Genomic DNA, 25,963 nt, shown 5'->3' on the forward strand with positions numbered 1-25,963 from the left:
TGCATCGGTCGGGGGATCTGGATGAAATCACTGCGTTTTCTGATACTGCTCAGCCTGGCGGGTTGCTCTGCCCACTCGGCAGTACTGCCGTCACCCGCGCCTGACAGTTTTGAACACTACCGCCAGCAAACCCTGTTGGACCTTGAGCGCGACCGACGCTTTCAAGATACGGATCACCGCTTGGAGCTGGACTGGAATGCACCACGCGAATGGGTCGCGCAAACGCCCAATGGCCACGGCGTTTTGTTGGTGCACGGCTTGGGCGATTCGCCGGGTTCTTTCAGCGATATCGGCGCGCATCTGGCCTCGCGGGGCTATCGAGTACGCACGCTGTTGCTGCCAGGGCATGGCACGCAACCGTCGGACATGCTGGACGTGGACATAGAGGATTGGCGCCGGACCGTGGCCCAACAGGTGGAGCTGCTGCGTCGGGAGACGGACCAGGTCTACCTGGGCGGCTTCTCTACCGGCGCCAACCTGGTGCTGGAGTACGCCATGGACAATCCGGATATTGCCGGGCTGCTGATGTTTTCCCCGGCTTTCAAGGCGCGCAATCGCTATATCTGGTTACTGCCCTGGCTGGCCCACATCAAGCCATGGCTGCGTGATCCGGACGGTCCGCGCCAGCAACAAACGCCGTTGCGCTACCAGAATGTGCCTACCAATGGCTTTGCCCAGTTCTACCAGACCAGCAGGTCTGTCATCGACAAGCTGGAAGACCGGCCGTTTGATCGACCCGTGCTGATCGTCAGCGCGGCCCATGACTCAGTGGTGGATGTGGAGTTTGTACGGGAGAGCTTCGCTGAGCGCTTCACCCACCCGGCCTCACGCATGATCTGGTACGGCGAGCCCGCCACGTCACCGCAACTCCCGCGTTTGCTGGTGCGCACTGACCACCTGCCGGCCCAACAGGTCAGTCGGTTCTCCCACATGGGCGTGCTGTTCGCACCCGTCAACCCCCTGTACGGGCCCGGCGGCAGCCAGCGCGTGTGCCTGAACGGCCAGACCGATGAGGACTTTGCGCGTTGCCGCGCAGGCGAACCCGTGTGGTATTCGGACTGGGGCTATCGCGAGCCGGGCAAAGTGCATGCACGGCTTACCTTCAACCCGTATTTCGACTGGCAAGCCCAGGTCATGGACCAGGTGATGCAAGCCTCGTCACCGGCATTGACCCAGCGGCAAAAGCAACCCTGAAGGCCAATGCGCCAAAAAAAGATAAACAGCGGACTCCCCGGTTGCGAGTGCCGCGTTCCAGGCCTATGGTCGAAGGCACACTTCGCATTTTGTTGCATTTTGCGGTCCACCCCGACGCCAACTCGCACCAGGTGACACCATGCCCAGCCCTTCCCGCCCCGCCGTCCTCGAACTGATCGGCAACACGCCGCTGGTTCGGGTCAGCCGGTTCGATACCGGCCCCTGCACGTTGTTTCTCAAGCTTGAATCCCAGAACCCCGGTGGTTCCATCAAGGACCGCATCGGCCTGGCCATGATCGACGCCGCCGAACGCGACGGTCGCTTGCGCCCCGGCGGCACCATTATTGAAGCCACCGCTGGCAACACCGGCCTGGGCCTGGCGCTGGTCGGTCGGGCCAAGGGCTACCGGGTGGTACTGGTGGTGCCCGACAAGATGTCCACGGAAAAAGTACTGCACCTCAAGGCCATGGGCGCCGAGGTGCATATCACCCGCTCCGACGTGGGCAAAGGCCACCCCGAGTATTACCAAGACGTGGCCGCGCGCCTGGCCAAGGACATTCCGGGCTCGTTCTTCGCTGACCAATTCAACAACCCGGCCAACCCCCTGGCCCATGAAACCAGCACCGCGCCGGAAATCTGGGCACAGACCCAGCATGATCTGGACGCGATCGTCGTCGGCGTCGGCTCAGCCGGTACTCTCACCGGCCTGACGCGCTTCTTCAAGCGCGTACAACCCGAACTGGCGATGGTGCTGGCCGACCCGGTGGGCTCGGTGATGGCCGAATACAGCCGCAGTGGCAAGATGGAAACGCCGGGGTCCTGGGCGGTGGAAGGCATTGGCGAAGACTTCATTCCGTCGATTGCCGACCTGTCCAGCGTGCGTCAGGCCTACTCCATCAGCGACGAAGAAAGCTTCGACCACGCCCGGCAGTTGCTCAAGGCCGAAGGCATTCTCGGCGGTTCATCCACCGGCACCCTGCTGGCTGCGGCCCTGCGTTACTGTCGCGAACAGACCGAGCCCAAGCGCGTGGTGACTTTTGTCTGTGACACCGGCACCCGTTACCTGTCGAAGGTCTACAACGACCAATGGATGAATGACGCAGGCCTTTTGCACTACAAGCACTACGACGACCTGCGCGACCTGATCGCGCGGCGCTTCGAGGACGGTCGTGTGATCAGCGTAAGCCCCGACGACACCTTGCTCACCGCCTTCCAGCGCATGCGCCTGGCGGATGTATCGCAGTTGCCAGTGTTGGTGGACGGTCAGAAGCTGGTGGGTGTGATCGATGAATCCGACATCCTGCTGGGCCTGCACCAGGACGCCACGCATTTCTCCATGATTGTCTCCAGCGCCATGACCAATACCCTGCAAACCCTGTCCCCCAGCGCCAGCCTCGCGCAACTGCAGGCGGAGCTGGATCGCGGCCTGGTCGCCATTATTGCCGACGCCTCGGGCTTCCATGGCCTGATCACCCGCGTCGACCTGCTCAACCACCTACGGAGATCCCTTGCATGAGCCCATCCGACAAAAGCGCCTTTGCCACCCGTGTGATCCATGCAGGACAGTCCCCCGACCCGACCACGGGCGCGCTGATGCCGCCGATCTACGCCAACTCCACTTACCTGCAAGACAGCCCCGGCGTACACAAAGGCTTCGACTACGGCCGCTCCCACAACCCGACGCGGTTTGCCCTGGAGCGCTGCGTGGCGGACCTGGAAGGCGGCAGCCAGGCGTTTGCCTTCGCTTCCGGGCTGGCGGCGATTTCGACGGTGTTGGAGTTGCTGGATGCCGGTGCCCATATCGTCTCCGGCAATGACCTGTACGGCGGCACCTTCCGGCTGTTCGACAAAGTGCGCCAACGCAGCGCCGGGCACCGCTTCAGCTTTGTCGACCTGAGTGACTTGTCGGCCTTTGAAGCGAGCCTGCAGGACGACACGCGCATGGTCTGGGTCGAGACCCCCAGCAACCCGCTGCTGAGCCTCACAGACCTGAGCGCCATCGCCCGAATCTGCCGCGATCGCGGCATCATTTGCGTGGCCGACAACACCTTCGCCAGCCCGTGGATCCAGCGCCCACTGGAACTGGGCTTTGATGTGGTGGTGCATTCCACCACCAAATACCTCAATGGCCACTCCGATGTCATCGGCGGCATCGCCATTGTCGGCGACAACCCCGAACTGGCGGAGCGCCTGGGCTTTTTGCAAAACTCGGTGGGCGCCATCGCCGGGCCCTTCGACGCGTTCCTCACCCTGCGCGGCGTGAAGACCCTGGCGTTGCGCATGGAACGCCATTGCAGCAACGCCCTCGACCTGGCCACCTGGCTGGAGCAACAGCCGCAAGTGGCACGGGTTTATTACCCAGGCCTCAAGTCTCATCCACAGCATGACCTGGCGCGCAAACAGATGCGTGGGTTTGGCGGGATGATCTCGATTGACCTGAACAGCGACCTGGCCGGCGCCACACGCTTCCTGGAAAACGTCAAGATCTTCGCCCTGGCCGAAAGTCTTGGCGGTGTGGAAAGCCTGATCGAACACCCGGCGATCATGACCCATGCGAGCATCCCGGCGGCAACGCGGGCGCAGCTGGGAATTGGGGATGGGTTGGTGCGGTTGTCGGTGGGGGTTGAGGATGTGGAGGATCTGCGCGCGGATTTGGCGCAAGCCCTGGCACACATCTAACAGCAGACATCGATTCCCTGTGGGAGCTGGCTTGCCTGCGATGCAGACACCTCGGTATTTCAGATGTACCGAGGTGATGCTATCGCAGGCAAGCCAGCTCCCACAGAGGTTTGTGTCAGTTTGTGGTGATATTGGCCCGCGCCGCATGCAGCTTCTTGTAGCTGTCAATCAAGCGCAAATGCCGGTCCAGCCCTTCCAGCTTCATGCTGGTCGGCGTCAAGCCATAGAAGCGCACATCACCCCGCACCGAGCCAATCACCGCATCCATCCGCTCATTGCCAAACATGCGACGGAAGTTGGCTTCGTAGTCGGCCAGTTCCAGGTCGTCGTCCAACTCCATCTCCAGCACCGCATTCATCGCCTGGTAGAACAGGCCACGTTCAGCAGTGTTGTCGTTGTACTGCAGGAACATCTCCACGCACTCCTTGGCCTCTTCGTATTGCTGCAAGGCCAGGAAGATCAGCAGTTTCAATTCCAGGATGGTCAGTTGGCCCCAGGCGGTGTTGTCATCGAACTCGATGCCGATCAGGGTGGTGATATCGGTGTAGTCGTCAAGCTCGCTTTCGATCAGGCGCTCGACCAAGGCTTGCAACGCTTCCTCGTCGAGGCGGTGCAGGTTGAGAATGTCCTCGCGGAAAAACAGCGCCTTGTTGGTGTTGTCCCAGATCAGGTCGTCCACCGGGTAGATTTCCGAGTAGTCCGGCACCAGGATGCGGCACGCGGTGGCGCCGAGGTGTTCGTACACCGCCATGTAGGACTCTTTACCCATACCCTCCAGAATGCCGAACAAGGTCGCGGCTTCCTGGGCATTGGAGTCTTCGCCTTCGCCTGAGAAGTCCCACTCGACAAACTCGTAGTCCGACTGCGAACTGAAGAAACGCCACGACACCACACCACTGGAGTCGATGAAGTGCTCGACAAAGTTGTTCGGTTCAGTCACCGCCTGGCCTTCGAAGGTCGGCTGCGGCAAGTCGTTTAGGCCCTCGAAACTGCGACCTTGCAGCAGCTCGGTGAGGCTGCGTTCCAGCGCCACTTCCAGGCTTGGGTGCGCGCCGAACGAGGCGAACACACCGCCAGTGCGCGGGTTCATCAGGGTCACGCACATCACTGGGAATTCGCCGCCCAGGGACGCGTCTTTCACCAGTACGGGAAAGCCTTGGGCTTCGAGGCCCTGGATACCGGCGAGAATGCCGGGGTACTTGGCCAACACCTTGGCCGGTACGTCCGGCAAGGCGAACTCGCCTTCGATGATTTCACGCTTCACGGCGCGCTCGAAGATCTCCGACAGGCACTGCACCTGGGCTTCGGCCAAGGTGTTGCCGGCGCTCATGCCGTTGCTGAGGTAGAGGTTTTCGATCAGGTTGGACGGGAAGTACACCACCTCACCGTCCGATTGGCGCACGAACGGCAGCGACACAATCCCACGCGCTTCGTTGCCGGAGTTGGTGTCGAACAGGTGCGAACCGCGCAGTTCGCCCTCGCGGTTGTAGACCTTCAGGCAGTAGGCGTCGAGGATTTCACCTGGCAGCTCGTCGTTGGGGCCTGGCTGGAACCAGCGCTCATCCGGGTAATGCACAAACGGTGCATTGGCCAGTTCCTCACCCCAGAACTGATCGTTATAGAAAAAGTTGCAGTTGAGCCGCTCGATAAACTCGCCCAGTGCCGACGCCAAGGCGCCCTCTTTGGTTGCGCCCTTGCCGTTGGTGAAGCACATCGGCGAATGCGCGTCGCGGATGTGCAGCGACCACACGTTGGGCACGATATTGCGCCACGACGCGATTTCAATCTTCATGCCCAGGCCGGCCAGGATGCCGGACATGTTGGCGATGGTCTGCTCCAGCGGCAGGTCTTTGCCGGCAATGTAGGTGCCGCCCTCGGAGGTGGAATTGGGCATCAACAAGGCCTGGGCGTCGGCGTCCAGGTTTTCGACTTCTTCGATGACGAACTCAGGCCCGGCCTGCACCACTTTCTTGACCGTGCAACGGTCGATGGAACGCAGGATGCCTTGGCGGTCCTTGTCGGAAATGTCCGCCGGCAGCTCGACCTGGATCTTGAAGATCTGGTTATAGCGGTTTTCCGGGTCGACGATGTTGTTCTGCGACAGGCGAATATTCTCGGTGGGGATATTGCGCGTCTGGCAGTACAACTTCACGAAGTACGCCGCGCACAACGCCGACGACGCCAAGAAGTAATCGAACGGCCCCGGTGCCGAGCCATCGCCTTTGTAGCGGATGGGCTGGTCGGCAATCACCGTGAAGTCGTCGAACTTGGCTTCAAGCCGGAGGTTGTCGAGAAAGTTGACCTTGATTTCCATGGGGGCACACCAGAATAACGGCTAAACAAAAATGGCCGCCATTATGAGGGGTTTCACCGGGAAGTTTCAGGCTTTTGACCAGTGGCTGGCGAATTGGCCAATGTGGATTAACCTTTTCGCAGATGGCGCCGATGGACTGTGGGCAACCAGGGAGTAGTCGGAATGCGCAATAACCAGCCCGTAACACAGCGTGAGATTTCCCTCGCGCCTTCGCAAAAACTCATCTCCGCCACGGATGTACGAGGTGTCATCACTTACTGCAACGATGCCTTTGTCGAGATCAGCGGCTTTGAACGCGCCGATTTGATTGGCGCCCCGCAGAACATCGTGCGTCACCCCGATGTGCCCCCCGCCGTGTTTGCGCACATGTGGAGTGCACTCAAGCAAGGCCTGCCCTGGATGGGCATCGTCAAGAACCGCTCGAAAAACGGCGACCATTATTGGGTCAATGCCTACGTCACCCCCATATTCGATGGCAGCAACGTAGTGGGTTTCGAGTCTGTGCGGGTCAAGCCCACGGCCGATGAAATCCGTCGGGCCCAGGCCCTGTATCGGCGTATCAGCCAGGGCAAGCCGGGCGTTCCACGCCAGGACGCCTGGCTACCGGCCGCCATCAGCTGCGTGCCATACGTGGCAACCGGGCTTGTCGGCAGCTTCGCCGGTATCTTCCTGAGTGCGCCCGTCGCCTTTGCTGTGGCCGTTGCAGTCGCAGTACCGGCGGGCGTGCTCTGCTCACGCTGGCGTCAGGGCAGCACAATACGCCTGTTGCAGGGTGTGGAGCCCTCGACCTCGGATGCGTTGATCGCGCAAATGTACAGCGACGCCAGCGGGCCACAGGCACGTCTGGAAACGGCGTTTCTCAGCCAGAACGCACGCCTGAAAACCTGCCTCACCCGCCTGCAAGACAGCGCCGAGCAACTGAGCGCCCTGGCCGGGCAATCCGATCAGTTGGCCACCGCCAGCTCCAAGGGCCTGGACCGCCAGCGCGTCGAAACCGAACAGGTCTCGGCCGCTGTCAACCAGATGGCCGCCACCACCCAGGAAGTCGCAAGCCACGTGCAACGCACCGCCGATGCCACCCAGCAGGCCAACGTCCTGACCGGGCGCGGCCGCGAAGTGGCACGCGACACCCGTGAGGCGATCGAACGCCTGTCTGCGGTGGTCAGCGAAACCGGTACGACCGTGGCGCAACTGGCCAAGGACAGCGACGAAATCGGCAGCGTGGTGGACGTAATCAAAGGCATTGCCGACCAGACCAACCTGCTGGCCCTCAACGCCGCCATCGAAGCAGCGCGTGCCGGCGAACAAGGCCGTGGTTTTGCCGTGGTGGCCGACGAAGTGCGGCAGCTGGCACAACGCACGTCCCAGTCCACCACCCAGATCCACGGGTTGATCACCCAACTGCAAGCGTCCTCCAACAATGCCGTGCAAAGCATGGAGCACGGCCAACGCCAGGCCCAGGAAGGCGTGGCCTGGGTGCTGGAGGCGGACCAGGCGCTGGTCGGCATCAGCGAAGCGGTGTCCCATATCACTGATATGACCACCCAGATCGCCGCCGCCACCGAGGAACAGAGCGCGGTCGCCGAGGAAATCAGCCGCAACATCACCACCATCGCCGAACTGGCTGACCAGACGTCGATACAAGCCCATCAATCCACGGACCTGAGCAAGGAGCTGACGAACAACGCGTCCACCCAATATGCGTTGGTGGAGCGGTTCAATCGCTGATACCCCTTAAGCAGGTTCGCCTCTTTGCGGGGCGACCCGGCTTGGGTTAACGTTCTCCCACGCCCCTTGCATGAATCCCCCCATGTCCATCACCGACAACCTCCTCGCCTTCACCTTCGCCGCCACGCTGCTGACGCTCACGCCCGGCCTCGATACGGCGCTGGTACTCAGGACCGCCACGGTGGAAGGCAAGCGCCAGGCGTTGCAAGCCACGTTGGGGGTCAATGCCGGCTGCCTGCTGTGGGGCGCGGCGGTTGCCTTTGGCCTGGGTGCGTTGATTGCGGTGTCGGAAGTCGCCTTCAACCTGCTCAAGTACTGTGGCGCCGCGTACCTGGCCTGGCTGGGCTTGAACATGTTGCTGCGTCCACGTCGCTCATTGGCGAGCGCCGAGGTGCAGGGCAAACCTGCCGGCAACTGGTTTATCAAGGGCATGCTGGGCAACGTGCTCAACCCCAAAGTGGGGATTTTCTATGTGTCGTTCCTGCCGCAATTCATCCCCCAGGGTCAACCGTTGATCCTCTGGACGTTCGGTCTGGTCAGTATCCACGTGCTGCTTGGCGTGATCTGGGCACTGGTACTGATCGGTGCTACGCAGCCGCTTTCCGGCTTCCTGCGCCGCGAAAAGGTCATCCAGTGGATGGACCGCACCACCGGCCTGATCTTTGTGTTGTTCGCTGCACGGCTGGCGTTCAGCAAGCGTTGAGCAGCGGCTTTCTCGTCAGTAACGCCCAAGCGACCACCCCCGACAGCGCCACCGCGACCGCGCCTGCCAAATACACCGACGCCACCCCTGCCGCCCCAGCCAAAGCCCCCGCCAATGGGCTGGCGATGCCCAGGGAAATATCCAGGAACGCCACATAGGCCCCCATCGCCAGCCCACGGGTGTGCGGCGGCGCGCGCTTGATCGCTTCCACTCCAAACCCCGGAAACGCCAGCGAATAACCAAAGCCCGTAAATGCCGCGCCCAGGTATGCCATCAACGGATCATTCGCGCCCCAGATCAACAACTGCCCCGCCGCCTCGATCAGCACGCAGACCAGCGCCACCTTCGCACCGCCGAGCTTGTCCGGCAGATGCCCGAAGAAAATCCGCGCACCGATAAACGCCAGCCCGAATGAGGTAAAGGCAAACGACGCATTGCCCCAATCCTTGGAAGCAAACAGCAGGGCGACAAATGCGGCAATCACGCCAGAACCGATGCTGGAAAGTGCCAGCCCCAAGCCCGGCAGCCAGACCGCCCCGAGTACCGAGTAGAAGGACGTACGCCGCTGACTGGTCGGTGCAACGCCCTTAGCACCGATCACGATGCCAAACGCCAACATCGGCATGATCAAGCTGGCAATGGACAGCCCACTGAACCCCCATTGGTTGTTGATCGCCACACCCAACGGCGCACCCAGCGCGAAGGCAGCGTAGATCGCGATACCAATCCAGGCCATCACCTTACCGGTATTCTGTGGTCCTACCCGCCCCATGCCCCAGCCCATGGAGCCGGTGATGACCAGGCTTTCGCCCAGTGCCAGCACCACACGCCCGGCCAGCAGTACCCACACCGACAGCACCGGCACATCGACAAACACCAGGGAAGCCAGGTACAGCAGCCCCGAACTCGCCGCCACCAGCATGCCCAGCAACAGGGCGCGCTTGGGGCCACGCATATCAGCAAAGTTGCCGGCCCAGGCCCGCGACAGCAACGCCGCCGCGAACTGCGCACCAATCACCACGCCCACCACCAGCGTGCCCATGCCCAGCGTCTGATTCAGGTGCAAGGGCAGCACGGGTAACTGCATGCCGATAATCAGGAAACCGACGAACACCGCCAACGTAATCGGCAACATACTCATCAGCACGGTTCTGTGTTGTGTCATCAAAACTCTCCGCTCAACACCTGAAGTAATCGGCGTGATCAAGGTCTGCCAACAAGCTTGGGCCCGTCGGTGTCCACCGCAGCCGCTCGCGGGTCTGCTCACTGGAAACGGCCATATCAGCGCCGGCCATATTGGCGAACCAGCCAAAATGTTCGCGTGGTCGGGATTCAACCGGCACGCCCAGTCGCCGTCCGATCACCTCGGCAATCGCCTTGAATGGCACCGCCTGGTCCGCGACTGCGTGATACGCAGGCTGGCTAAGGTCATCATCCAGCACCCGGCGATAGACCCGCGCCGCATCGGTGCGGTACACCCCCGACCAGCAGTTCTGCCCGTCGCCGATATACGCCGACACGCCGGTCTCGCGGGCCAGGCGGATCAGGGTCGGCAAGAAACCGTGGTCGCCCACACCATGCACCGACGGCGCCAGGCGCACCGTTGCCGCCCGCACGCCGCGTGCAGCCAGTGCCCTCGCGGCGGCTTCGGATTGACGTGGCGATGCGGCATTAGGCAGGTCTGCCTCGACCGCACCGCATGGCAGGCCGGACAAACCCGAAGTGACGATCAGCGGCGTGTCCGAACCTCTCAACACCGACTCGAACGCCTCAATCACCCGGCGGTCCTGTTCGCAGTTTTCGATAAAGCGCGAGAAGTCGTGATTAAACGCGGTGTGAATCACCGCATCCGCCGTCCAGGCGGCGCGGCGCAAGGTGTCCAAGTCATCCAGGGTGCCGCGCAGCACCTTGGCGCCGGTGGCGGCAAGCGCCCGCGCCTTGTCGTCGGCGCGAGCCAGGCCGGTCACCAGGTAGCCGGCATTGATCAGGTCCTTGACCACTTCGGAGCCAACCCAACCGGTGGCTCCCGTGACAAATACATGCATGAGTTGAGTCCTCGATTAGCCCAGGCGCATTGAGAGTTCGATGTCATCGGTAAACGGCACCGACAAGTAGCCGTTCTCCGGGGCGCGCACGTAGGCCAGGTATTCAGGGCAATAATCAGTGTTGTCTGCCACCACCAGTGCCCCGGGGCGCAGGTGGCGTTCCACCAGGTTCAACACGTCGCCATACAGCGTCTTGGCGCCGTCCAGCAGCAACAGATCGACAACCTCTGGCAAGTCGCTGGCCAGGGTCACCAGCGCGTCACCTTCGCGGATATGGATCAGGTCGCTCACGCCGCCTTCGATGAAATGCTCGCGCGCCAGGGCGATCTTCGAGGCTTCGAATTCGCTGCCGATCAGCACACCGCCGCCGTTGTCGCGCAGTGCGGCAGCCAGGAACAAGGTCGACAGCCCAAACGAAGTGCCAAACTCGACAATCGCCCGCGCCTTGTTGCTGCGAGCCAGCATGTAGAGCAGCTTGCCGGTGTCCTGGGACACGGGTAGCCACAGGTCCTTGAGCATCGAATACAGCGCCACGTACTCGGTTTTGCTGTGCATCAGCCGTTCGCGTTCTGCCTGAGAGACCGAGTTCAGCTGCGGGCTGGTGGCCGCATCGGCCTGGGCGTAAAGACGTTCAATCAGGGGCGCCAAAGGCGCGGTGGTCAGGCTCGACATAATTGATTTCCAGTGAGTTGGGACTAAGATGCGACTAATTCGTCGCATTGAAAGTATGCGAGTGATTCGCATCCTTCGCTATTCGCATTAGCCCTGCTTCAGGAGCCCTTTATGACCAGCCGCCAGACCCCGCGTATTTCCACGCGCAAACAGCCGCAACAGGCCCGTTCCACCGAGTTGGTGGCGGCGATTCTGCAAGCGGCTATTCAGGTTTTGGCCAAGGAGGGCGCCACCCGTTTTACCACTGCACGGGTCGCGGAAAAGGCCGGCGTGAGCGTGGGTTCGGTGTACCAGTACTTCCCCAACAAAGCGGCGATTCTGTTCCGGTTGCAGAGTGATGAGTGGCAGCAGACCACCCAGATGCTGCGCGACATCCTGGAGAAACGCGACGAAACGCCACTGGACCGCCTGCGCACGTTGGTGCACGCCTTTATCCAGTCGGAATGCGAAGAAGCGCAGATGCGCGGCGCGCTGAGCGACGCGGCGCCGCTCTATCGCGATGCGCCGGAGGCCCTGGAGGTGCGTGCGGCGGGACGCCAGGCGTTCAAGGGGTTCATGCTGGAGTTGTTGCCTGAGGTGTCGGTTGAAACGCGGATATTGGCCAGCGATTTGATCCTGACCACGCTCAGTTCAGTGGGGAAAGAGTTCTCCAACAGTCCGCGAACGGCTGAAGAAATTGCGGTGTACTCCGAGGGAATGGCGGATATGTTTCGTGCGTATGTGAATGCGCTCAACCGGGTCCAAAGGGCAACCGATATCTCATTTCTTCCAGAGTGACACCTCCCCTCTGAAGATTACGTTCACTCCCCGCGTCCTCAACGCAGCCCATCCTGCGATAAAACCTGATAGCCCTTTCATTACGGCTCAAGACCCAAAGCGTCAAACACTCATACCCCTGCTCCATCAAGAACTGTAGGCCCGCGTTCCACAAGGCCAGCCCGACACCGGTTTGCCAATACTTGGCTAAAACATAAATGGCCATGACCTCACCGGTGTTTGCTCCGGCAACTTCTTCGTCACGACTGGCACCGACCGATATCCAGCCGATAACTTTCCCATCCAGCTCGGCGACCCACACATCGGACTCGCCCGACTCAATCGAGCGAACCCAAAAGGATTCACGCCGAGCCAGCGTTGCGTCTAATCCCTTCAAGAACTCGGCAGGTATCAAGTCACGATAGGCTTCCTGCCAACTGCGGATATGCACCTGGGCGATGGCGTTGGCGTCGCCAGGTAACGCTTTGCGGATCATTGATCGATTCCTTATTCAGTCAATGTCCTTCAAGTAAACCCAACCTTCATGACCGTTTACCCTCATGGTATGTTTCGACCCTCGACCGCAAAAGGAGGTGCCATGCAATCGTTAGCCACCAACGCTGCACTGCTGATCATCGACATGCAGCAAGGCATGAACCAGCCCAAGCTGGGGCGACGCAACAATCCGGATGCGGAAGTGCAGATGCAGCGCCTGCTGAATGCATGGCGTCAATCCGGCCGGCCTGTCGTCCACATCCGGCACATCTCCCGCTCGCCCGACTCGGTGTTCTGGCCGGGTCAACCGGGCTGCGAATTCCAGCCCGCGCTGCAACCGCTGGCGCATGAGCATGTAGTCGAAAAGAACGTTCCAGACGCCTTCACCGCCACGGGGCTGGAGCGCTGGCTGCATGCACGCGAGATCCGGCAGTTAGTGATCGTCGGCGTGATCACCAACAACTCGGTCGAGGCCACGGCGCGCTCCGGCGGCAACCTGGGTTTTACGGTGACGGTGGTTTCAGATGCCTGCTACACCTTCGATCAAACCGATTTGTCCGGGCGCCTGTGGCCTGCTGAAGACGTGCACGCACTGTCGCTGAGCAACCTGGCGATGGACTATGCCCGTGTCGTAGAGACTGACGAGATCCTCTCTCACCTCACGACGGGCTGATGCTCGCTTAACAGAGCCGCAATCTTTTTACGCAACGCCCCATGCTCATCTTCCGCATACAACACCGCGTTTTTCCAATCGTAAAACCAAGCCGGCATCGTGCGTTTGTCGTCCGGCTCCGAGGCGTAGCGTGGGAAGATGTGACAATGCAGTTCCGGCTCGGAATTGCCCAAAATCTCGTAGTTCATACGCAGCGCACCAGTGGCCTGCAACACCGCATCGCCCAGGCGGGCCATGTCCAGCAGGTAGGCAGTGCGGGCCTCGGTATCGAGGTCGTTCAGACTGGCAACGACCGGGTCAGGCAGCAGCAGGCAGTAACCAGGGAGAAACTGTACATCACCCATGACCGCCCAGCCCGAGGCCATGCGGCAGATGACTTTGTCGTTGGCGCCATTGCGGGCCAACGCGACGCGTTCCATGATAAGCGGCATGCATTGTCCTTGATCTGAGTGAGTCCAGGCGGCATCTTAACGCTCTTACAGCACCGGACCTATTCCATGCGAATCGCCTGCCTGCACACCGCAACCAGCAATATCGGCGTGTTTGACACGGCCGCGAGCACCTTGGGTATCGACCCAGGCGTGATCCACCATACAGTCCGTGCCGACCTGCTGGCCGCAGCAGAACACGCCGGTCGCCTCACCGAAGAGATTGCCGAGTCAACCCAATCGGCACTGCTCGCCCTCGCCCAACACGCGGAGGTGGTGGTGCTGACCTGTTCGACCTTGGGTCCATCGATCGAGAGCATCACGCCTGATGTTCGAGTGCCTATCTTGAGAGCTGATGAAGCGCTGGCGGCGACGGCGCTGGGGGCTGGCAAAAAGGTCGTGGTGTTGTGCGCCGTCGAGACCACCTTAGAGCCAACCTCGCAGCTTTTTCACACGGCTGCACGGCGATCAAATGCAGTGATCGATATACAGTTGGTGGCGGGAGCATGGACCTTGTTCAAGGCAGGTGACATTGACGGCTACCTGGCAGCCATCGCCAAATCTGCTGATCAAGCCTATGAGCATGGCGCGGATGTGGTTGCGCTGGCACAGGCCTCAATGAGCGATGCCGCGCGCTATGTCACCTTGGGCCCGCGCCCCCTCACCAGTGCAATAGCCGGGCTGGAGTCAGCCGTGCGCACACTGCAAAACCCTCTCTAGGTAAGCGTCCAGGACCTCGACATTCGCTGACGATACAATCGCGCCGATATAGCCATCAGGTCGCACCAGCACCCAATCGCCAATTGCCAGCCCGTAGGCCTGTTGAAAGTGACCCTGGTCGTCGAGCAGGTCACCCCCTGACCCAACGATGTGGACACGCATGCCTGGCCGTGCCTGCACTGAATCCCGCGTTACGCCATAGCCCAGCAGCGTCCAGTGCGTTCCCTTGAACAGGTTGAACAGCCGCACTACTTGCCCAGCGGCGCCTCGGACGGGCGCATCCGGTGCTCGATTCCCTGGGGAAACGTTGATGCGCACAGGGTGTGCCAGCGCCAGCGAGGACGCGGGATAGCCAATATCCAACTGATGCACTTCCCTGCCCCGACGCAGTTCACCGTTCTTCATCTCATCCAGCAGTCGGGTGGACAGACCGAGCACGGAAGCAGCGACAGGCCGACGCTCCTCTTCATAGCTATCCAGTAAATCATCACACGCCCCCTGTACCACCGCCGCCAGCTTCCAGCCAAGGTTGTAAGCGTCCTGCACGCTGGTATTCAGACCCTGGCCGCCGGTGGGCGGATGGATATGGGCGGCGTCCCCCACCAGCAGCACTCTCCCCACGCGGTATTGATCCGCCAGGCGAGCATTCATGGTGTAGGCCGACGACCAAGACACCGCGTGCACCTGGATATCGGCGCGACCGGTGCGATGGGCGATGATTGCGGTGAGCCCCTCGGCACTGAGATCGACGTCAAGATCCGCGGGAATCGGCCCCTGAATCTGGAACAGTTCGGTGCCGGCCAGGGGGCATATTGCAATCTGGTGCTGCATATCGCCGTCGCCAAAACGGTGCCAGGCATCACGCGTGAGGCCGCTAAGTTCGACATCCGCCACTAAAGCGCGTACGCCAAGGGTCTTGCCGGGAAAGCCGATATCCAGGGCATGTCGAACAAAACTGCGCCCCCCATCAGCACCCACCAACCAACGCACACGGATGTGCTCTTCACCTGCGTTGCCGATCAGCCGTGCGGTGACTGCGTTGCCGTCCTGCTCAAACCCTACCAGTTCACAAGCAAATTCAGGCTGATGCCCCCACTCAAGCAGACGTTCGCGCATCACGCGCTCGGTCAAAAACTGCGGCACCATCAACGGTTGTCGGTAAGGCTCGGCGGGCATCGACGCCTTGGATTCTGTGAATTCTGTTTCGCTGTAGCTGCCATCGTCGCGGTAGCGCCGGTCAGTCGGATAGACTCCACCCACTGCCATCAGACGGTCGAGCATCCCCAGGTCTTCGAACACTTCCTGAGACCTTGGCTGGATACCTTTGCCGCGTGAACCCTGGAAGGGATGCGCATTTTTTTCGATCAGCCGAAAAGTGATACCCCTTCTCGCCAGGTCGATTGCCAAGGTCAGGCCGGCGGCACCGGCACCGCAAATCAGTACATCGACAGCGAATTGCGCTTTCATACTGGATCACCTATATGTGCAATACGCACATATTAAGAGAGGCGAACACCGTGTCAATTAAAAATGTGCAAAGCGCACATATATCCGCCCAACTGCGTGACCTGCATGGTTCATTGGTTGAGATCGTGGGGGTGATGAACCGCCCGCAGCGCGACGAAGCGATGGTGCGCGAAGCCGGGATTTCACTGGATCGCGCCCTGTTTCCGCTGCTGGTGCTGGTGGAAAGGTTGGGGCCGATCGGCGTAGTCGAACTGGCTGACCGCGTGGGCCGTGACTACACCACCGTGAGCCGGCAGGTGGCGAAGCTGGAAAGCCTGGGCTTGGTTCTGCGCCAGGCAAGCGCAGTCGACCGCCGCGTACGCGAGTCGGTGATTACCGAGAAAGGCAAAGCCATGACTGACCGCGTCGACGACGCGCGGGAGAGGATCGGTGTGTCGATCTTCTCCACCTGGGATGAAGGCGACTTCGACAATCTGGTGCGGCTGATGCGCAAGTTTGCCGAGGATATCAAGGATGACTCGGTGCGTGCGACGAAGGGCATTTCCTAAGGCCATGCACGTTTCCTGTGGCAAGCGGGGCAAGCCCGCTTGCCACACAGCATCAATCCAATGCCAATTCCACCACCCCAGCATTCAACCGCACCGGCCAAACCCGCAGTCTCTGATCAGGCGTCTCCAGGCACTGCCCATTCTCGAGCCGGTAATGCTGCTTGTAGATCGGCGCCGCCACCACCAGGTCACCCTTGATGCTACCGATCAAGCCGCGTCCGATCACATTCGCGCCGGATTCCGGGTCATGGTTGTCGATGGCGAACAACGTCTGGTCCTGCGCACCCGGCAGGTAGAACAGCGCCACTTGCGCGCCGTCCAGCCACACCACTACGCCGGAATTGCTCACCAAATCGGTCTCGTTGCACACACTTTTCCAAGTGGCCAGGTTGCGTTGTGGGTTGGTTTGGCTCATCAGGCAATCTCCTCGGTGACGGGAATCAGGTTGAGTTCGGCGGCCATGATCGGCCGGCGTTGGCCGCGTTCCTGGACGAAGTGGATGTCCGGGTCGGGGCGTTTGTCGTTGACGAAGGTGCGGAAGCGCTTGAGTTTTTCCGGGTCTGCGAGGGCGTTGGCCCATTCGCATTCGTAGCGGTCGACCACCAGTTGCATCTGCGCTTCCAGCTCTGCGCCGAGGCCCAGGCTGTCGTGCAGGATCACGTCCTTGAGGAAATCCAGGCCGCCTTCGAGGCTTTCGCGCCAGACCGAGGTGCGTTGCAGCTTGTCGGCGGTGCGGATGTAGAACATCAGGAAGCGGTCGATGTAGCGGATCAGCGTGGCGTCATCCAGGTCAGTGGCGAACAGCTCCGCATGGCGTGGGCGCATGCCGCCGTTGCCGGCGATGTAGAGGTTCCAGCCCTTCTCGGTGGCGATCACGCCGACGTCCTTGCTCTGGGCTTCGGCGCATTCGCGGGTACAGCCGGACACAGCGAATTTGAGCTTGTGCGGCGAGCGCAGGCCCTTGTAGCGATCCTCGATCAACAGCGCCATTTTCACGCTGTCCTGCACGCCGTAACGGCACCAGGTGCTGCCCACGCAGGACTTCACTGTGCGCGTGGATTTGCCATAGGCATGCCCGGTTTCAAACCCGGCGGCGATCAGTTCGCTCCAGATGTCCGGCAGTTCGTGCAGTTGCGCGCCAAACAGGTCGATGCGCTGGCCGCCGGTGATCTTGGTATAGAGCTCATATTTCTTCGCCACTTCGCCGATCACAATCAGCTTATCCGCAGTGATCTCGCCGCCTGGAATACGCGGCACCACCGAGTAGGTGCCGTTTTTCTGCATGTTGGCCATGAACGTATCGTTGGTGTCCTGCAACGGCACCAGGGACGCGTCCATGATCGGCTGGTTCCAGCACGACGCCAGGATCGAGCCCACCGCCGGCTTGCACACGTCGCAGCCGGTATGACCACGGCCGTGTTTGGCCAGCAATTCGTCAAAGGTGAGGATGCCTTCTACGCGCACCAGGGCGTACAACTCCTGCCGGGTGTAGGCGAAGTGTTCGCACAGGCTCTTGTCGACGCTGACGCCACGGGCGATCAGTTCATGTTCGAACACCTGTTTCAGCAAACCGGCGCAGCCGCCGCAACCGGTGCAGGCCTTGGTCTGGGCTTTGAGCAGGCCGAGGTCGCTGCAGCCGCCGTCGATGGCCGAGCAGATCGCGCCCTTGGTCACGTTGTGGCAGGAGCAGACGGTGGCCGATTCCGGCAGCGCGCCGGGGCCGAGGGTCGGTGCGCCGCTGGAGGATGGCAGGATCAGGCTGGCCGGCTCGGACGGCAGCGCGATGCTGTTCTGCATGTATTGCAGCAGCGTGTCGTAGTAGCTGTTGTCGCCCACCAACACCGCGCCGATCACGTGTTTGCCTGACGCATCCACCACCAGGCGCCGATAGCTGGCGCTGGCTTCGTCGATGAACTGATAGCTGCGCGCGCCCGGCGTGTGGGCATGGGCGTCGCCGATGGAGCCCACGTCGACGCCGAGCAACTTGAGCTTGGTCGACATGTCGGCGCCCACAAACGGTTCGGCGATTTGCGCGCACAGCAACGCGGCAACCCCACGGGCCATCTGGTAGCCCGGCGCGACCAGGCCGAACAGGCTGCCGTTCCAGGACGCGCATTCGCCAATCGCGTAGATGTTCGGGTCGATGCTCTGGCATTCGTCATTGATCACCACGCCGCCACGCGGGCCGATGTCCAGGCCGGCCTGGCGGGCCAGCGCATCCTGGGCGCGAATACCGGCGGAGAACACGATCAGGTCGGTTTCAAGGAACTCGTCATTGGCAAAGTTCATGCGGTAGCGGTACTGCTCACCCGCGCTGATGGATTGGGTGGCGCGCGACAAATGCACGCCCACGCCCAGTCGCTCGATCTGCGCCTTGAGCGCCAGACCGCCAAAGTCGTCGAGTTGCACCGGCATCAGGCGCGGCGCGAATTCCACCACATGGGCTTCAAGGCCGAGGCTTTTCAGGGCGTTGGCGGCTTCCAGGCCCAACAGGCCACCGCCCACTACCACGCCGCGTCTTGCATTGGCGGCGGCCTTGCGAATCGCGTCCAGGTCTTCAAGGGTGCGATACACCAGCCGCGAATCGCCTTCGGCGCCTTCGATAGGCGGCACGAACGGATACGAACCGGTGGCCAACACCAGCTTGTCATAGGCGACGCAGCCGTCGGCGGTGATCACTTCGCAGCGCGCGCGGTCGATCTCCAGCACCGGTACGCCGAGGTGCAGGGTCACACCTGGCGTCTGGTACAACGCGGCGTCGGACAAGGCCAGCGACTCGGCATCGCGACCGGTGAAGTATTCAGACAGGTGCACCCGGTCATAGGCGCGCATCGGCTCTTCGCTGAACACATGCAAACGGAAGTGATCCAGCGCGCCGCGCTCGATCAATTGCGCCACACAGTGGTGGCCGACCATGCCATTGCCGACGACGATCAAGGTTTTGAGATGGTTCATAGTTAGCACCCGACAACGCTCATCACGGTTTTAAAAAAAGCAAAAAAAAACGCCTGAAACCTTGCGGTTCCAGGCGTCTTTGCCTGTTCTTATGCGGGTTCGGATCGGGCGACTGCGCCGGATTCACCGCTATATGCCCCGGTGTCGATCGTCGTTGACCGAAGTGGGTTGAGGGGGTGCTTGCAGGGTCTGTGCCAAGCGGATGCAAGGCCTGTGTTCACGGCTCAACAGGTGAGTCGGCAATGCCAAGCACCCCCTCCAGCGCCTCCAACTGGTGCGTCTCGCGTCATAAAAGTGCATGACTCGCCATGAATGAATGGTTTTCTGTGGTGAGCGGGCTTGCCCCGCGCCGAGGGCGCCTCGGTATCAAGGGGCAGTTGAAAAACCTGGCGCGTGACTTGCTAGGAACACATCAACCAAGCAGTCAACGCTGACTGCCCTCTCACGACAAAGGCGCCGTGTAATCCCCGTTCTGAACGGAGGGTTGCAAGGCGCCTTTTTTGTTTACGCAGGTTTCAGATGGCCAACCAAAGCATACGCAGTGTGTGTCCCTATTGTGGCGTGGGCTGTGGCATCGTCATGCAGGTGCAAGACAACAAAGTGGTCAAGGTGATCGGCGACAAGGCCCATCCCACCAACTTTGGACGCCTGTGCACCAAGGGCACCACCTGCGGGCAGGCCATCGCCGACTCCGGGCGCATGGAAAACGCCTATGTACGCCAGGCCCGCGAGCATGACCCGGTGCGTATCGGCATGGACAACGCCCTCCGCGAAACCGCGCACCGCCTGCGTCACACCCTCGACACCCACGGCCCGGACGCCTTGGCCTTCTACGTGTCAGGCCAGATGTCGTTGGAGTCCCAGTACCTGATCAACAAATTGGCCAAGGGCTTCGTCCGCACTGCTAACATCGAGTCCAACTCGCGGCTGTGCATGGCCAGCGCCGGCAGTGGCTACAAACTCTCCCTCGGCGCCGACGGCCCGCCAGGGTCCTATGAAGACTTCGATCGCGCTGAGCTGTTCTTCGTGATCGGCGCGAACATGGCTGACTGTCACCCGATCCTGTTCCTGCGCCTGATGGACCGGGTCAAGGCCGGGGCGAAGCTGATCGTGGTCGACCCCCGGCGCAGCGCCACGGCGGACAAGGCCAACCTGTTCCTGCCGATCAAACCCGGCACCGACCTGGCGTTGCTCAATGGCCTGCTGCACCTGCTGGTCAAAAACGGCCACAACGACCCTGCCTTTATCGCCGCCTTTACCCAAGGCTGGGAGGCGATGCCCGAATTCCTCGAGGACTATTCGCCAGAGCACGTCGCCGCTATCACCGGCCTGGCCGAAGCCGATATCCGCCAAACCGCCGACTGGATCGGCCAGGCCGCCGAGTGGATGAGCTGCTGGACCATGGGCCTCAACCAGAGCACCCACGGCACCTGGCACACCAACGCCCTGTGCAACCTGCACCTGGCGACCGGCGCCATTTGCCGTCCGGGCAGCGGGCCGTTTTCCCTCACGGGTCAACCCAATGCCATGGGCGGGCGCGAAATGGGCTACATGGGCCCAGGGCTGCCGGGGCAACGTTCGATGTTGGTCGAGGCCGACCGCGCCTTTATCGAAGAGCTGTGGCAAATCCCCCACGACAGCCTGCCGCGCCAGGCCGGCAACGGCACCGTGGCGATGTTCGAACAGATGGCCGCCGGGCAGATCAAGGCCTGCTGGATCATCTGCACCAACCCGGTCGCCAGCGTGCCTAACCGGCAAACCGTGATCAAAGGCCTGCAAACCGCCGAGCTGGTGATCACCCAGGATGCCTTCCTCGACACCGAGACCAACCGCTACGCCGACATCCTGTTGCCCGGCGCGCTGTGGGCCGAGGCCGAGGGGGTGATGATCAACTCCGAGCGCAACCTGACCTTGATGCAAAAAGCCGTCGACGCGCCTGGCGAGACCCTGCCCGACTGGCAGATCATCGCCAGGGTCGCCTGTGAAATGGGCTTTGCCGACGCGTTCACCTATGCATCCGCCGCCGACGTGTTTGAAGAAATCAAACGCGCCTGGAACCCCAAGACTGGCTACGACCTTCGTGGCGCGAGCTACCCGCGCCTGCGTGAGCAGCCGCTGCAATGGCCCTGCGCATCGGAGGATGGCGCGGACCGCAACCCGATTCGCTACCTGGACACAGGCACCCTCGCCTTCGCCACCGAAAACGGCAAAGCCCAGTTCTTCGCCCGCCCCTATATGCCACCCGCAGAAATGCCGGATGACGCGTTCCCCTTCGTGCTCAACACCGGCCGCGTGCAGCACCAATGGCACACCCTGACCAAGACCGGCAAGGTCGCCACCCTGAACAAGCTCAACCCCGGCCCCTTTGTGGAATTGCACCCCGAAGACGCAACAACGCTGGGCATCAAAAACAAGGATCAGGTCGAGATACGCTCCCTGCGCGGCCGCGCCGTGTTGCCCGCTGTGGTCACCGACCGTGTGCGGCCAGGCAATTGTTTTGCGCCGTTCCACTGGAACGATGTGTTCGGTGAACACCTGGCCATCAACGCGGTGACCAACGACGCCGTGGACCCGATCTCCTTGCAGCCGGAGTTCAAGCACTGCGCCGTCGCCCTGGCCCGCGTCGAGCTGATCGACCATCAATTCCTGGACCGCCCTTCCCCCGTAGCTGAGGACACTCCCATGTCGCGCCTCGACGCCTTCGCCGAAATCGCCGGCATCCGCAACCTCCCCGCGCCGCCACTGAGTGAGGGTGAGCGTACCTACCTCGCCGGCTTCCTCAGCGGCTTGCAAGCCAATACCGCACGCCAGGCCGTAGACGTGCCGACCCTGCCCGCCAATGCACCGCTGGCCGATACGTCACGGCTGTGGTTGAACGGCTTGCTCGGCGGTTTGTACAGCCATACGCAATCCCTCGCGGCGCCCTCCCCAGCCGTCACCTTGTTGTGGGCCTCGCAAACCGGCAACGCCGAAGCCTTGGCCGAGCGTTTTGCCCAGCGCCTGCACGACGCTGGTATGACCGTGGAACTGAGCGCGATGGCGGATTTCCCGGCGAGCAGACTGGCAAGTACCCACACCCTGGCGCTGATCAGCAGCACCTTTGGCGACGGCGACCCACCGGACAATGGCGAAGGGTTCTGGCACAGCCTCAGCACCGCCGAGACGCGCCTGGAATCCTTGCGCTTCGCAGTGCTGGCCCTGGGCGACCCGAACTACGAGCAGTTCTGCAACCACGGTAAAAAACTCGACCAGCGCCTGTCGGAACTGGGCGCCACTCGCCTGCTGGAGCGCGTTGACTGCGATACCGAATTCGAAGCACTGGCCGATGCCTGGCTGGTGCGTTTCCAGCAAACCCTGGCCCCGGCAAAGCCCGTCGCGCCCGCCACCCCCGCCGGGAAAACCAAGCTGTACGGCTCACGCCTGCTGCTCAACCGACACCTGAACCCGCACAGCGTCCACAAGGAAACCCGCCAATTTGCCCTGGACCTGACCGACTCCGGGCTGACCTACGAAGCCGGTGATGCATTGGGTGTGCGGCCGCGCAACTGCCCCGAACTGGTCAGCGAGTTGCTCGACCTCACCCGCCTGAACGCCCATACCAGCGTAAACATCGACACCTTCGGCGATGTGCCGCTGCAACAGGCCCTGACCCAGCACTTCGAAATCGCCCGGCCCAGCAGCGACACCCTGGCGTTCATCGCCGAGCGCAGCGCCAACCCTGGCCTCAAGCACTTGCTCAACCCCGAACACAAGGCCGAACTGAATGACTGGCTCTGGGGCCGGCAACTGGCGGATGTGTTGCTGGAATACCCCATCGAGTGTTCGGCGGATGAACTGCTGGGCACCCTCAAGCGCCTGCAACCGCGCCTGTATTCAATCGCGTCCAGCGCCAAGGCGTATCCGCAGGAAGTGCACCTCACCGTGGCCGCCGTGCGTTACGGCAAACGTAAAGGCGTGTCCTCGACCTTCCTGGCTGACCGGGTCGGCGACGGCGAGGTGCCGTTGTTCATCCAGCCGTCCAAACACTTCCGCACGCCCACTGACGGCGACGTGCCAATGATCATGATCGGCCCCGGCACCGGTATCGCGCCCTTTCGCGCGTTCTTGCAGGAACGTCGCGCGCTGGGTCATCAGGGGCGCAACTGGCTGTTCTTCGGTGAACAGCACGCCGCCAGCGATTTCTACTATCAAGACGAACTGCAAGGCATGCAGCGCGACGGCCTGCTCAACCACTTGAGCCTGGCGTTCTCGCGCGACCAGGCGCAGAAGGTCTACGTACAGGACCGCATCCGCGAACAGGGGGCCGAGCTGTGGCGCTGGTTGCAGGACGGCGCGAGGCTGTACATCTGCGGCGACGCCAGCCACATGGCCAAAGATGTCGACCAGGCCCTGCGCCAAGTCGCGCAAACCCACGGCGGGCTTGGCGTCGAGGGTGCCGTGGAGTACTGGCGGCAGCTGAGTGAGCAGAAGCGTTATCTGCGTGATGTGTATTGATTGGATACAGAACAATAAGCACTTTGTATTGTGTACAAAAAACCCTAAAGATTTATCGAAGTCGGGCCGAAACAGCAGTGATAGCAAATCGCCGCAATCCTCATAGAGAGGCGCGACGATTTGGCCGCCCTTCACGATGATGGTCGTCTCGATGAAAATAAAAAATAAGCTGGTACTCGCATTTGTCTCCGTTGCTTTCATCCCGGTAAGCCTGGTGGCCGTGATTTCGGTCATGAACACGCGGACCCAGGCGGTGGAGCAGTTCATCGACGGCAGCACCCGGGAAATCCGTCAGATCGACGGCAACATCCGCCAGTTCTTCGACGGCACGCTGCAAAACGTCGATCAAATGGCCACCGATCCTGTATACACCTCCGTGAACACGCTGAAGAACTACCAGCCTGCCGACGCGGCCAGCCAGCCCATGCCTGCAGAGGCGCAAACCGTGATTGACCGCTTCGCGCGCTTTGGCGCCACCCACCCGGCGGCGGCGATCCTGTCCATCGGCCTGGAAGACGGCACCTACGCCAAATGGCCGGATGACCCGCAACTGGCCAAGTACGACCCGCGCACCCGCCCCTGGTACAAAGCGGCCATGGCCAGCCCCGGCAAGACCGTGCGCACCCCCGCGTATTACTACGACAAAGACGACGTCGCCCTGGTGGGCACCGCACGCGCATTGCTGGAAAACGGCAAGGCCAAGGGCGTGTTCGTGGTCAGCGTCTCACTGAAAAACCTCACCGAACTGGTCAAGAGCATCAAGCTGGGCGAAAGCGGCTACGTGATGCTGGTCGAGGACGGCGTGGTGCTGGTGGATCCGCGCAACGCCGCCCACAACTTCAAGCCGCTCAAGGACCTGGGCACAGCCTATGCGCCGTTGGCCGACACCGCACAGGGCCCCACGGAAGTGGTGATCGACGGCGTGCGCTACATGGCCAACGTGTGGACCTCCCCCGGCCTCGGCTGGCGCTATATCGGGCTGATCGAGCACCGTGAAGTGATGGCCGAAGCCACGCGCATGACCTACCTCACCGCCATCATCGTCGCGGTACTGGTGCTGATCTTCGGGCTGATCGCGGCGGCGTTCTCCAAGGTCATCGTCAAGCCTATCGGCCAGGTCAGCACCGGCTTGCAGTCCATCGCCCAGGGCGAAGGCGACTTGCGCCACGAATTGCAGGTCCAGGGCAAGGATGAAACCGCCGAACTGGCCGGCTGGTTCAACAAGTTCCTGGCGGCGATCCGCCAACTGATCCAGCACATCGGCGCAGCCTCGGCCAATTTGCAGAACGCCTCCAAGGTCAACAGCGAGGTGGCGCACAACATGAACGAGGCGGCCGGTCGCCAGCGTGAGGCGGTCGAGCTGGTCTCTACGGCGTTCAACGAAATGGTCGCCACCGCCAACGAAGTCGCACGCTCCTGCAGCGGCGCGGCGGAGTCCGCCGAGAACGGGCACCGCCGCGTGGCCGAGGGCAAGCAGCAGATCGAAGTCACCACCGACAACGTCAACCGCCTGGGGCGCCGCCTGACCGAGTCATCCCAGGCCATGGTCGAACTGGAAGCCGGCAGCCGCAGTATCAACCAGATCCTCGGCACCATCCGTGCGATTGCCGAACAGACCAACTTGTTGGCGCTCAACGCCGCCATCGAAGCCGCCCGTGCCGGTGACCAGGGCCGTGGGTTCGCAGTGGTGGCAGACGAAGTGCGCGCACTGGCCAAGCGCACGTCCGACTCCACCGGCGAGATCGAGCAACTGCTCGGCACCCTGGAAAACAAGACCCAGGAAGTCACGCAGAAAATGGGCAGTTGCCTGGACCTGTCGAAAGCCAGTGTGTCCTCCATCGAAAGCGCGCGGGACAGCTTTGAAGGGATCCAGACCTCGGTCAACGAGATCCGTGACCAGAACCTGCAGATCTCCGCCGCCGCCGAGGAACAACACAGCGTGGCCGAAGAGATCAACCGGCATATCCAACAGATCTACGACGAAGCGCGCCTGGTGGAAAGCCTGGCCAACTCGGCGCAGGACGATTCTGGGCGGCTGTCGAACCTGTCGGATGAGTTGAATGGGTTGGTAGGACGCTTCAAGTCCTAAGGG

The 25,963-nt window shown here is 61.8% G+C and carries 20 protein-coding genes and 2 pseudogenes; 13 read left to right on the top strand and 9 right to left on the bottom strand.

Annotated elements, in window-relative coordinates; all coding sequences use genetic code 11:
- Nucleotides 1-21 precede the first annotated feature (21 nt).
- The 3 genes from ACP7BX_RS18695 to ACP7BX_RS18705 all read left to right on the top strand — a co-directional run bounded on the left by ACP7BX_RS18695 (nucleotide 22) and on the right by ACP7BX_RS18705 (nucleotide 3,873).
- Nucleotides 22-1,194, top strand: coding sequence for an alpha/beta hydrolase (locus ACP7BX_RS18695; protein WP_426128609.1), 1,173 nt, complete (start codon nucleotides 22-24; stop codon nucleotides 1,192-1,194).
- A gap of 139 nt (nucleotides 1,195-1,333) precedes the next feature.
- On the top strand, nucleotides 1,334-2,710 hold the full coding sequence (locus ACP7BX_RS18700) for a pyridoxal-phosphate dependent enzyme (RefSeq protein WP_426128607.1): 1,377 nt from the start codon (nucleotides 1,334-1,336) through the stop codon (nucleotides 2,708-2,710).
- On the top strand, nucleotides 2,707-3,873 hold the full coding sequence (locus tag ACP7BX_RS18705) for a cystathionine gamma-synthase (RefSeq protein ID WP_426128605.1): 1,167 nt from the start codon (nucleotides 2,707-2,709) through the stop codon (nucleotides 3,871-3,873). The genes ACP7BX_RS18700 and ACP7BX_RS18705 overlap by 4 nt, the downstream gene beginning before the upstream one ends.
- 115 nt (nucleotides 3,874-3,988) lie before the next feature.
- On the opposite strand, the gene ACP7BX_RS18710 is transcribed toward ACP7BX_RS18705, so the two are convergent.
- Nucleotides 3,989-6,187 carry an OsmC domain/YcaO domain-containing protein gene (locus tag ACP7BX_RS18710; protein ID WP_426128603.1) on the bottom strand — a complete coding sequence of 733 codons (2,199 nt, stop codon included), beginning with the start codon at nucleotides 6,185-6,187 and terminating at the stop codon, nucleotides 3,989-3,991.
- A 162-nt stretch (nucleotides 6,188-6,349) separates the two neighbouring features.
- Between ACP7BX_RS18710 and ACP7BX_RS18715 the strand changes: the two are divergent.
- The 3 genes and pseudogenes from ACP7BX_RS18715 to ACP7BX_RS18725 form a co-directional block, all read left to right on the top strand.
- Nucleotides 6,350-6,622 (top strand): annotated as a pseudogene (locus ACP7BX_RS18715) (PAS domain-containing protein); the annotation flags it as partial.
- Nucleotides 6,623-6,880: 258 nt separating this feature from the next.
- Nucleotides 6,881-7,915, top strand: coding sequence for a methyl-accepting chemotaxis protein (locus ACP7BX_RS18720; protein ID WP_426129114.1), 1,035 nt, complete (start codon nucleotides 6,881-6,883; stop codon nucleotides 7,913-7,915).
- Nucleotides 7,916-7,997: 82 nt separating this feature from the next.
- Complete coding sequence (locus tag ACP7BX_RS18725) at nucleotides 7,998-8,618, top strand: LysE family translocator (protein WP_426128601.1); 621 nt, start codon at nucleotides 7,998-8,000, stop codon at nucleotides 8,616-8,618.
- On the opposite strand, the gene ACP7BX_RS18730 is transcribed toward ACP7BX_RS18725, so the two are convergent.
- Genes ACP7BX_RS18730 through ACP7BX_RS18740 form a run of 3 tightly spaced genes read right to left on the bottom strand, consistent with a single transcriptional unit; the run spans nucleotide 8,605 to nucleotide 11,335 of the window.
- Complete coding sequence (locus ACP7BX_RS18730; protein WP_426128599.1) at nucleotides 8,605-9,783, bottom strand: arabinose transporter; 1,179 nt, start codon at nucleotides 9,781-9,783, stop codon at nucleotides 8,605-8,607. The genes ACP7BX_RS18725 and ACP7BX_RS18730 overlap by 14 nt on opposite strands.
- A gap of 13 nt (nucleotides 9,784-9,796) precedes the next feature.
- Nucleotides 9,797-10,663: an SDR family oxidoreductase gene (locus ACP7BX_RS18735; RefSeq protein WP_426128597.1), complete on the bottom strand. Its 867-nt coding sequence runs from the start codon at nucleotides 10,661-10,663 to the stop codon at nucleotides 9,797-9,799.
- A gap of 15 nt (nucleotides 10,664-10,678) precedes the next feature.
- Nucleotides 10,679-11,335, bottom strand: coding sequence for an O-methyltransferase (locus ACP7BX_RS18740; RefSeq protein ID WP_426128595.1), 657 nt, complete (start codon nucleotides 11,333-11,335; stop codon nucleotides 10,679-10,681).
- Nucleotides 11,336-11,446: 111 nt separating this feature from the next.
- Here ACP7BX_RS18740 and ACP7BX_RS18745 point away from each other — a divergent pair, with 111 nt between their 5' ends.
- Nucleotides 11,447-12,112 carry a TetR family transcriptional regulator gene (locus tag ACP7BX_RS18745; RefSeq protein WP_426128593.1) on the top strand — a complete coding sequence of 222 codons (666 nt, stop codon included), beginning with the start codon at nucleotides 11,447-11,449 and terminating at the stop codon, nucleotides 12,110-12,112.
- On the opposite strand, the gene ACP7BX_RS18750 is transcribed toward ACP7BX_RS18745, so the two are convergent.
- Complete coding sequence (locus ACP7BX_RS18750; RefSeq protein ID WP_426128591.1) at nucleotides 12,066-12,587, bottom strand: GNAT family N-acetyltransferase; 522 nt, start codon at nucleotides 12,585-12,587, stop codon at nucleotides 12,066-12,068. The genes ACP7BX_RS18745 and ACP7BX_RS18750 overlap by 47 nt on opposite strands.
- A gap of 102 nt (nucleotides 12,588-12,689) precedes the next feature.
- Between ACP7BX_RS18750 and ACP7BX_RS18755 the strand changes: the two genes are divergently transcribed.
- The gene (locus ACP7BX_RS18755; RefSeq protein ID WP_426128589.1) at nucleotides 12,690-13,259 is read left to right on the top strand and encodes a cysteine hydrolase family protein; all 570 of its coding nucleotides are present in this window, start codon (nucleotides 12,690-12,692) and stop codon (nucleotides 13,257-13,259) included.
- Here the strand turns inward: ACP7BX_RS18755 and ACP7BX_RS18760 are convergent.
- Nucleotides 13,241-13,690: an HIT family protein gene (locus ACP7BX_RS18760; RefSeq protein WP_426128587.1), complete on the bottom strand. Its 450-nt coding sequence runs from the start codon at nucleotides 13,688-13,690 to the stop codon at nucleotides 13,241-13,243. The two genes, ACP7BX_RS18755 and ACP7BX_RS18760, sit on opposite strands and share 19 nt — an antisense overlap.
- Nucleotides 13,691-13,756: 66 nt before the next feature.
- Between ACP7BX_RS18760 and ACP7BX_RS18765 the strand changes: the two genes are divergently transcribed.
- Complete coding sequence (locus ACP7BX_RS18765) at nucleotides 13,757-14,407, top strand: aspartate/glutamate racemase family protein (protein ID WP_178952512.1); 651 nt, start codon at nucleotides 13,757-13,759, stop codon at nucleotides 14,405-14,407.
- On the opposite strand, the gene ACP7BX_RS18770 is transcribed toward ACP7BX_RS18765, so the two are convergent.
- Nucleotides 14,375-15,874 (bottom strand): FAD-dependent oxidoreductase, encoded by a 1,500-nt coding sequence (locus ACP7BX_RS18770; RefSeq protein WP_177114431.1) that lies wholly within the window; start codon nucleotides 15,872-15,874, stop codon nucleotides 14,375-14,377. The genes ACP7BX_RS18765 and ACP7BX_RS18770 overlap by 33 nt on opposite strands.
- Before the next feature lie 50 nt (nucleotides 15,875-15,924).
- Between ACP7BX_RS18770 and ACP7BX_RS18775 the strand changes: the two genes are divergently transcribed.
- Nucleotides 15,925-16,422 (top strand): MarR family winged helix-turn-helix transcriptional regulator, encoded by a 498-nt coding sequence (locus tag ACP7BX_RS18775; RefSeq protein ID WP_338567950.1) that lies wholly within the window; start codon nucleotides 15,925-15,927, stop codon nucleotides 16,420-16,422.
- A gap of 52 nt (nucleotides 16,423-16,474) precedes the next feature.
- Here ACP7BX_RS18775 and nirD read toward each other — a convergent pair whose 3' ends face one another.
- Nucleotides 16,475-16,837, bottom strand: coding sequence for a nitrite reductase small subunit NirD (nirD, locus tag ACP7BX_RS18780; RefSeq protein WP_426128583.1), 363 nt, complete (start codon nucleotides 16,835-16,837; stop codon nucleotides 16,475-16,477).
- Nucleotides 16,837-19,377 (bottom strand): nitrite reductase large subunit NirB, encoded by a 2,541-nt coding sequence (gene nirB / locus ACP7BX_RS18785; protein ID WP_426128581.1) that lies wholly within the window; start codon nucleotides 19,375-19,377, stop codon nucleotides 16,837-16,839. Before nirB ends, nirD begins: the two co-directional genes overlap by 1 nt.
- 519 nt (nucleotides 19,378-19,896) lie before the next feature.
- On the opposite strand from nirB, the gene ACP7BX_RS18790 reads away from it, so the two are divergent.
- From ACP7BX_RS18790 to ACP7BX_RS18800, 3 genes and pseudogenes are all read left to right on the top strand, one after another.
- Entirely contained in the window at nucleotides 19,897-23,871 is a 3,975-nt protein-coding gene (locus ACP7BX_RS18790; RefSeq protein ID WP_426128579.1) for a molybdopterin-dependent oxidoreductase, read from the top strand.
- Nucleotides 23,872-24,103: 232 nt separating this feature from the next.
- A pseudogene (locus ACP7BX_RS18795) lies at nucleotides 24,104-25,105 on the top strand (cache domain-containing protein); the annotation flags it as partial.
- A gap of 87 nt (nucleotides 25,106-25,192) precedes the next feature.
- The gene (locus ACP7BX_RS18800; protein ID WP_426129112.1) at nucleotides 25,193-25,960 is read left to right on the top strand and encodes a methyl-accepting chemotaxis protein; all 768 of its coding nucleotides are present in this window, start codon (nucleotides 25,193-25,195) and stop codon (nucleotides 25,958-25,960) included.
- Nucleotides 25,961-25,963 lie beyond the last annotated feature (3 nt).

It is taken from the genome of Pseudomonas sp. DWP3-1-3b3, from assembly GCF_049896305.1.
GTDB lineage: Bacteria > Pseudomonadota > Gammaproteobacteria > Pseudomonadales > Pseudomonadaceae > Aquipseudomonas > Aquipseudomonas azotoformans_A.

What these genes read in the sequence shown, in the direction of transcription:
- ACP7BX_RS18695 (WP_426128609.1), top strand. Translation starts at nt 22, where the DNA reads ATGAAATCACTGCGTTTTCTGATACTGCTCAGCCTGGCGGGTTGCTCT.
- ACP7BX_RS18700 (WP_426128607.1), top strand. Translation starts at nt 1,334, where the DNA reads ATGCCCAGCCCTTCCCGCCCCGCCGTCCTCGAACTGATCGGCAACACG.
- ACP7BX_RS18705 (WP_426128605.1), top strand. Translation starts at nt 2,707, where the DNA reads ATGAGCCCATCCGACAAAAGCGCCTTTGCCACCCGTGTGATCCATGCA.
- ACP7BX_RS18710 (WP_426128603.1), bottom strand. Translation starts at nt 6,187, where the DNA reads ATGGAAATCAAGGTCAACTTTCTCGACAACCTCCGGCTTGAAGCCAAG.
- ACP7BX_RS18725 (WP_426128601.1), top strand. Translation starts at nt 7,998, where the DNA reads ATGTCCATCACCGACAACCTCCTCGCCTTCACCTTCGCCGCCACGCTG.
- ACP7BX_RS18730 (WP_426128599.1), bottom strand. Translation starts at nt 9,783, where the DNA reads ATGACACAACACAGAACCGTGCTGATGAGTATGTTGCCGATTACGTTG.
- ACP7BX_RS18735 (WP_426128597.1), bottom strand. Translation starts at nt 10,663, where the DNA reads ATGCATGTATTTGTCACGGGAGCCACCGGTTGGGTTGGCTCCGAAGTG.
- ACP7BX_RS18740 (WP_426128595.1), bottom strand. Translation starts at nt 11,335, where the DNA reads ATGTCGAGCCTGACCACCGCGCCTTTGGCGCCCCTGATTGAACGTCTT.
- ACP7BX_RS18745 (WP_426128593.1), top strand. Translation starts at nt 11,447, where the DNA reads ATGACCAGCCGCCAGACCCCGCGTATTTCCACGCGCAAACAGCCGCAA.
- ACP7BX_RS18750 (WP_426128591.1), bottom strand. Translation starts at nt 12,587, where the DNA reads ATGATCCGCAAAGCGTTACCTGGCGACGCCAACGCCATCGCCCAGGTG.
- ACP7BX_RS18755 (WP_426128589.1), top strand. Translation starts at nt 12,690, where the DNA reads ATGCAATCGTTAGCCACCAACGCTGCACTGCTGATCATCGACATGCAG.
- ACP7BX_RS18760 (WP_426128587.1), bottom strand. Translation starts at nt 13,690, where the DNA reads ATGCCGCTTATCATGGAACGCGTCGCGTTGGCCCGCAATGGCGCCAAC.
- ACP7BX_RS18765 (WP_178952512.1), top strand. Translation starts at nt 13,757, where the DNA reads ATGCGAATCGCCTGCCTGCACACCGCAACCAGCAATATCGGCGTGTTT.
- ACP7BX_RS18770 (WP_177114431.1), bottom strand. Translation starts at nt 15,874, where the DNA reads ATGAAAGCGCAATTCGCTGTCGATGTACTGATTTGCGGTGCCGGTGCC.
- nirD (WP_426128583.1), bottom strand. Translation starts at nt 16,837, where the DNA reads ATGAGCCAAACCAACCCACAACGCAACCTGGCCACTTGGAAAAGTGTG.
- nirB (WP_426128581.1), bottom strand. Translation starts at nt 19,377, where the DNA reads ATGAACCATCTCAAAACCTTGATCGTCGTCGGCAATGGCATGGTCGGC.
- ACP7BX_RS18790 (WP_426128579.1), top strand. Translation starts at nt 19,897, where the DNA reads ATGGCCAACCAAAGCATACGCAGTGTGTGTCCCTATTGTGGCGTGGGC.
- ACP7BX_RS18800 (WP_426129112.1), top strand. Translation starts at nt 25,193, where the DNA reads ATGAACGAGGCGGCCGGTCGCCAGCGTGAGGCGGTCGAGCTGGTCTCT.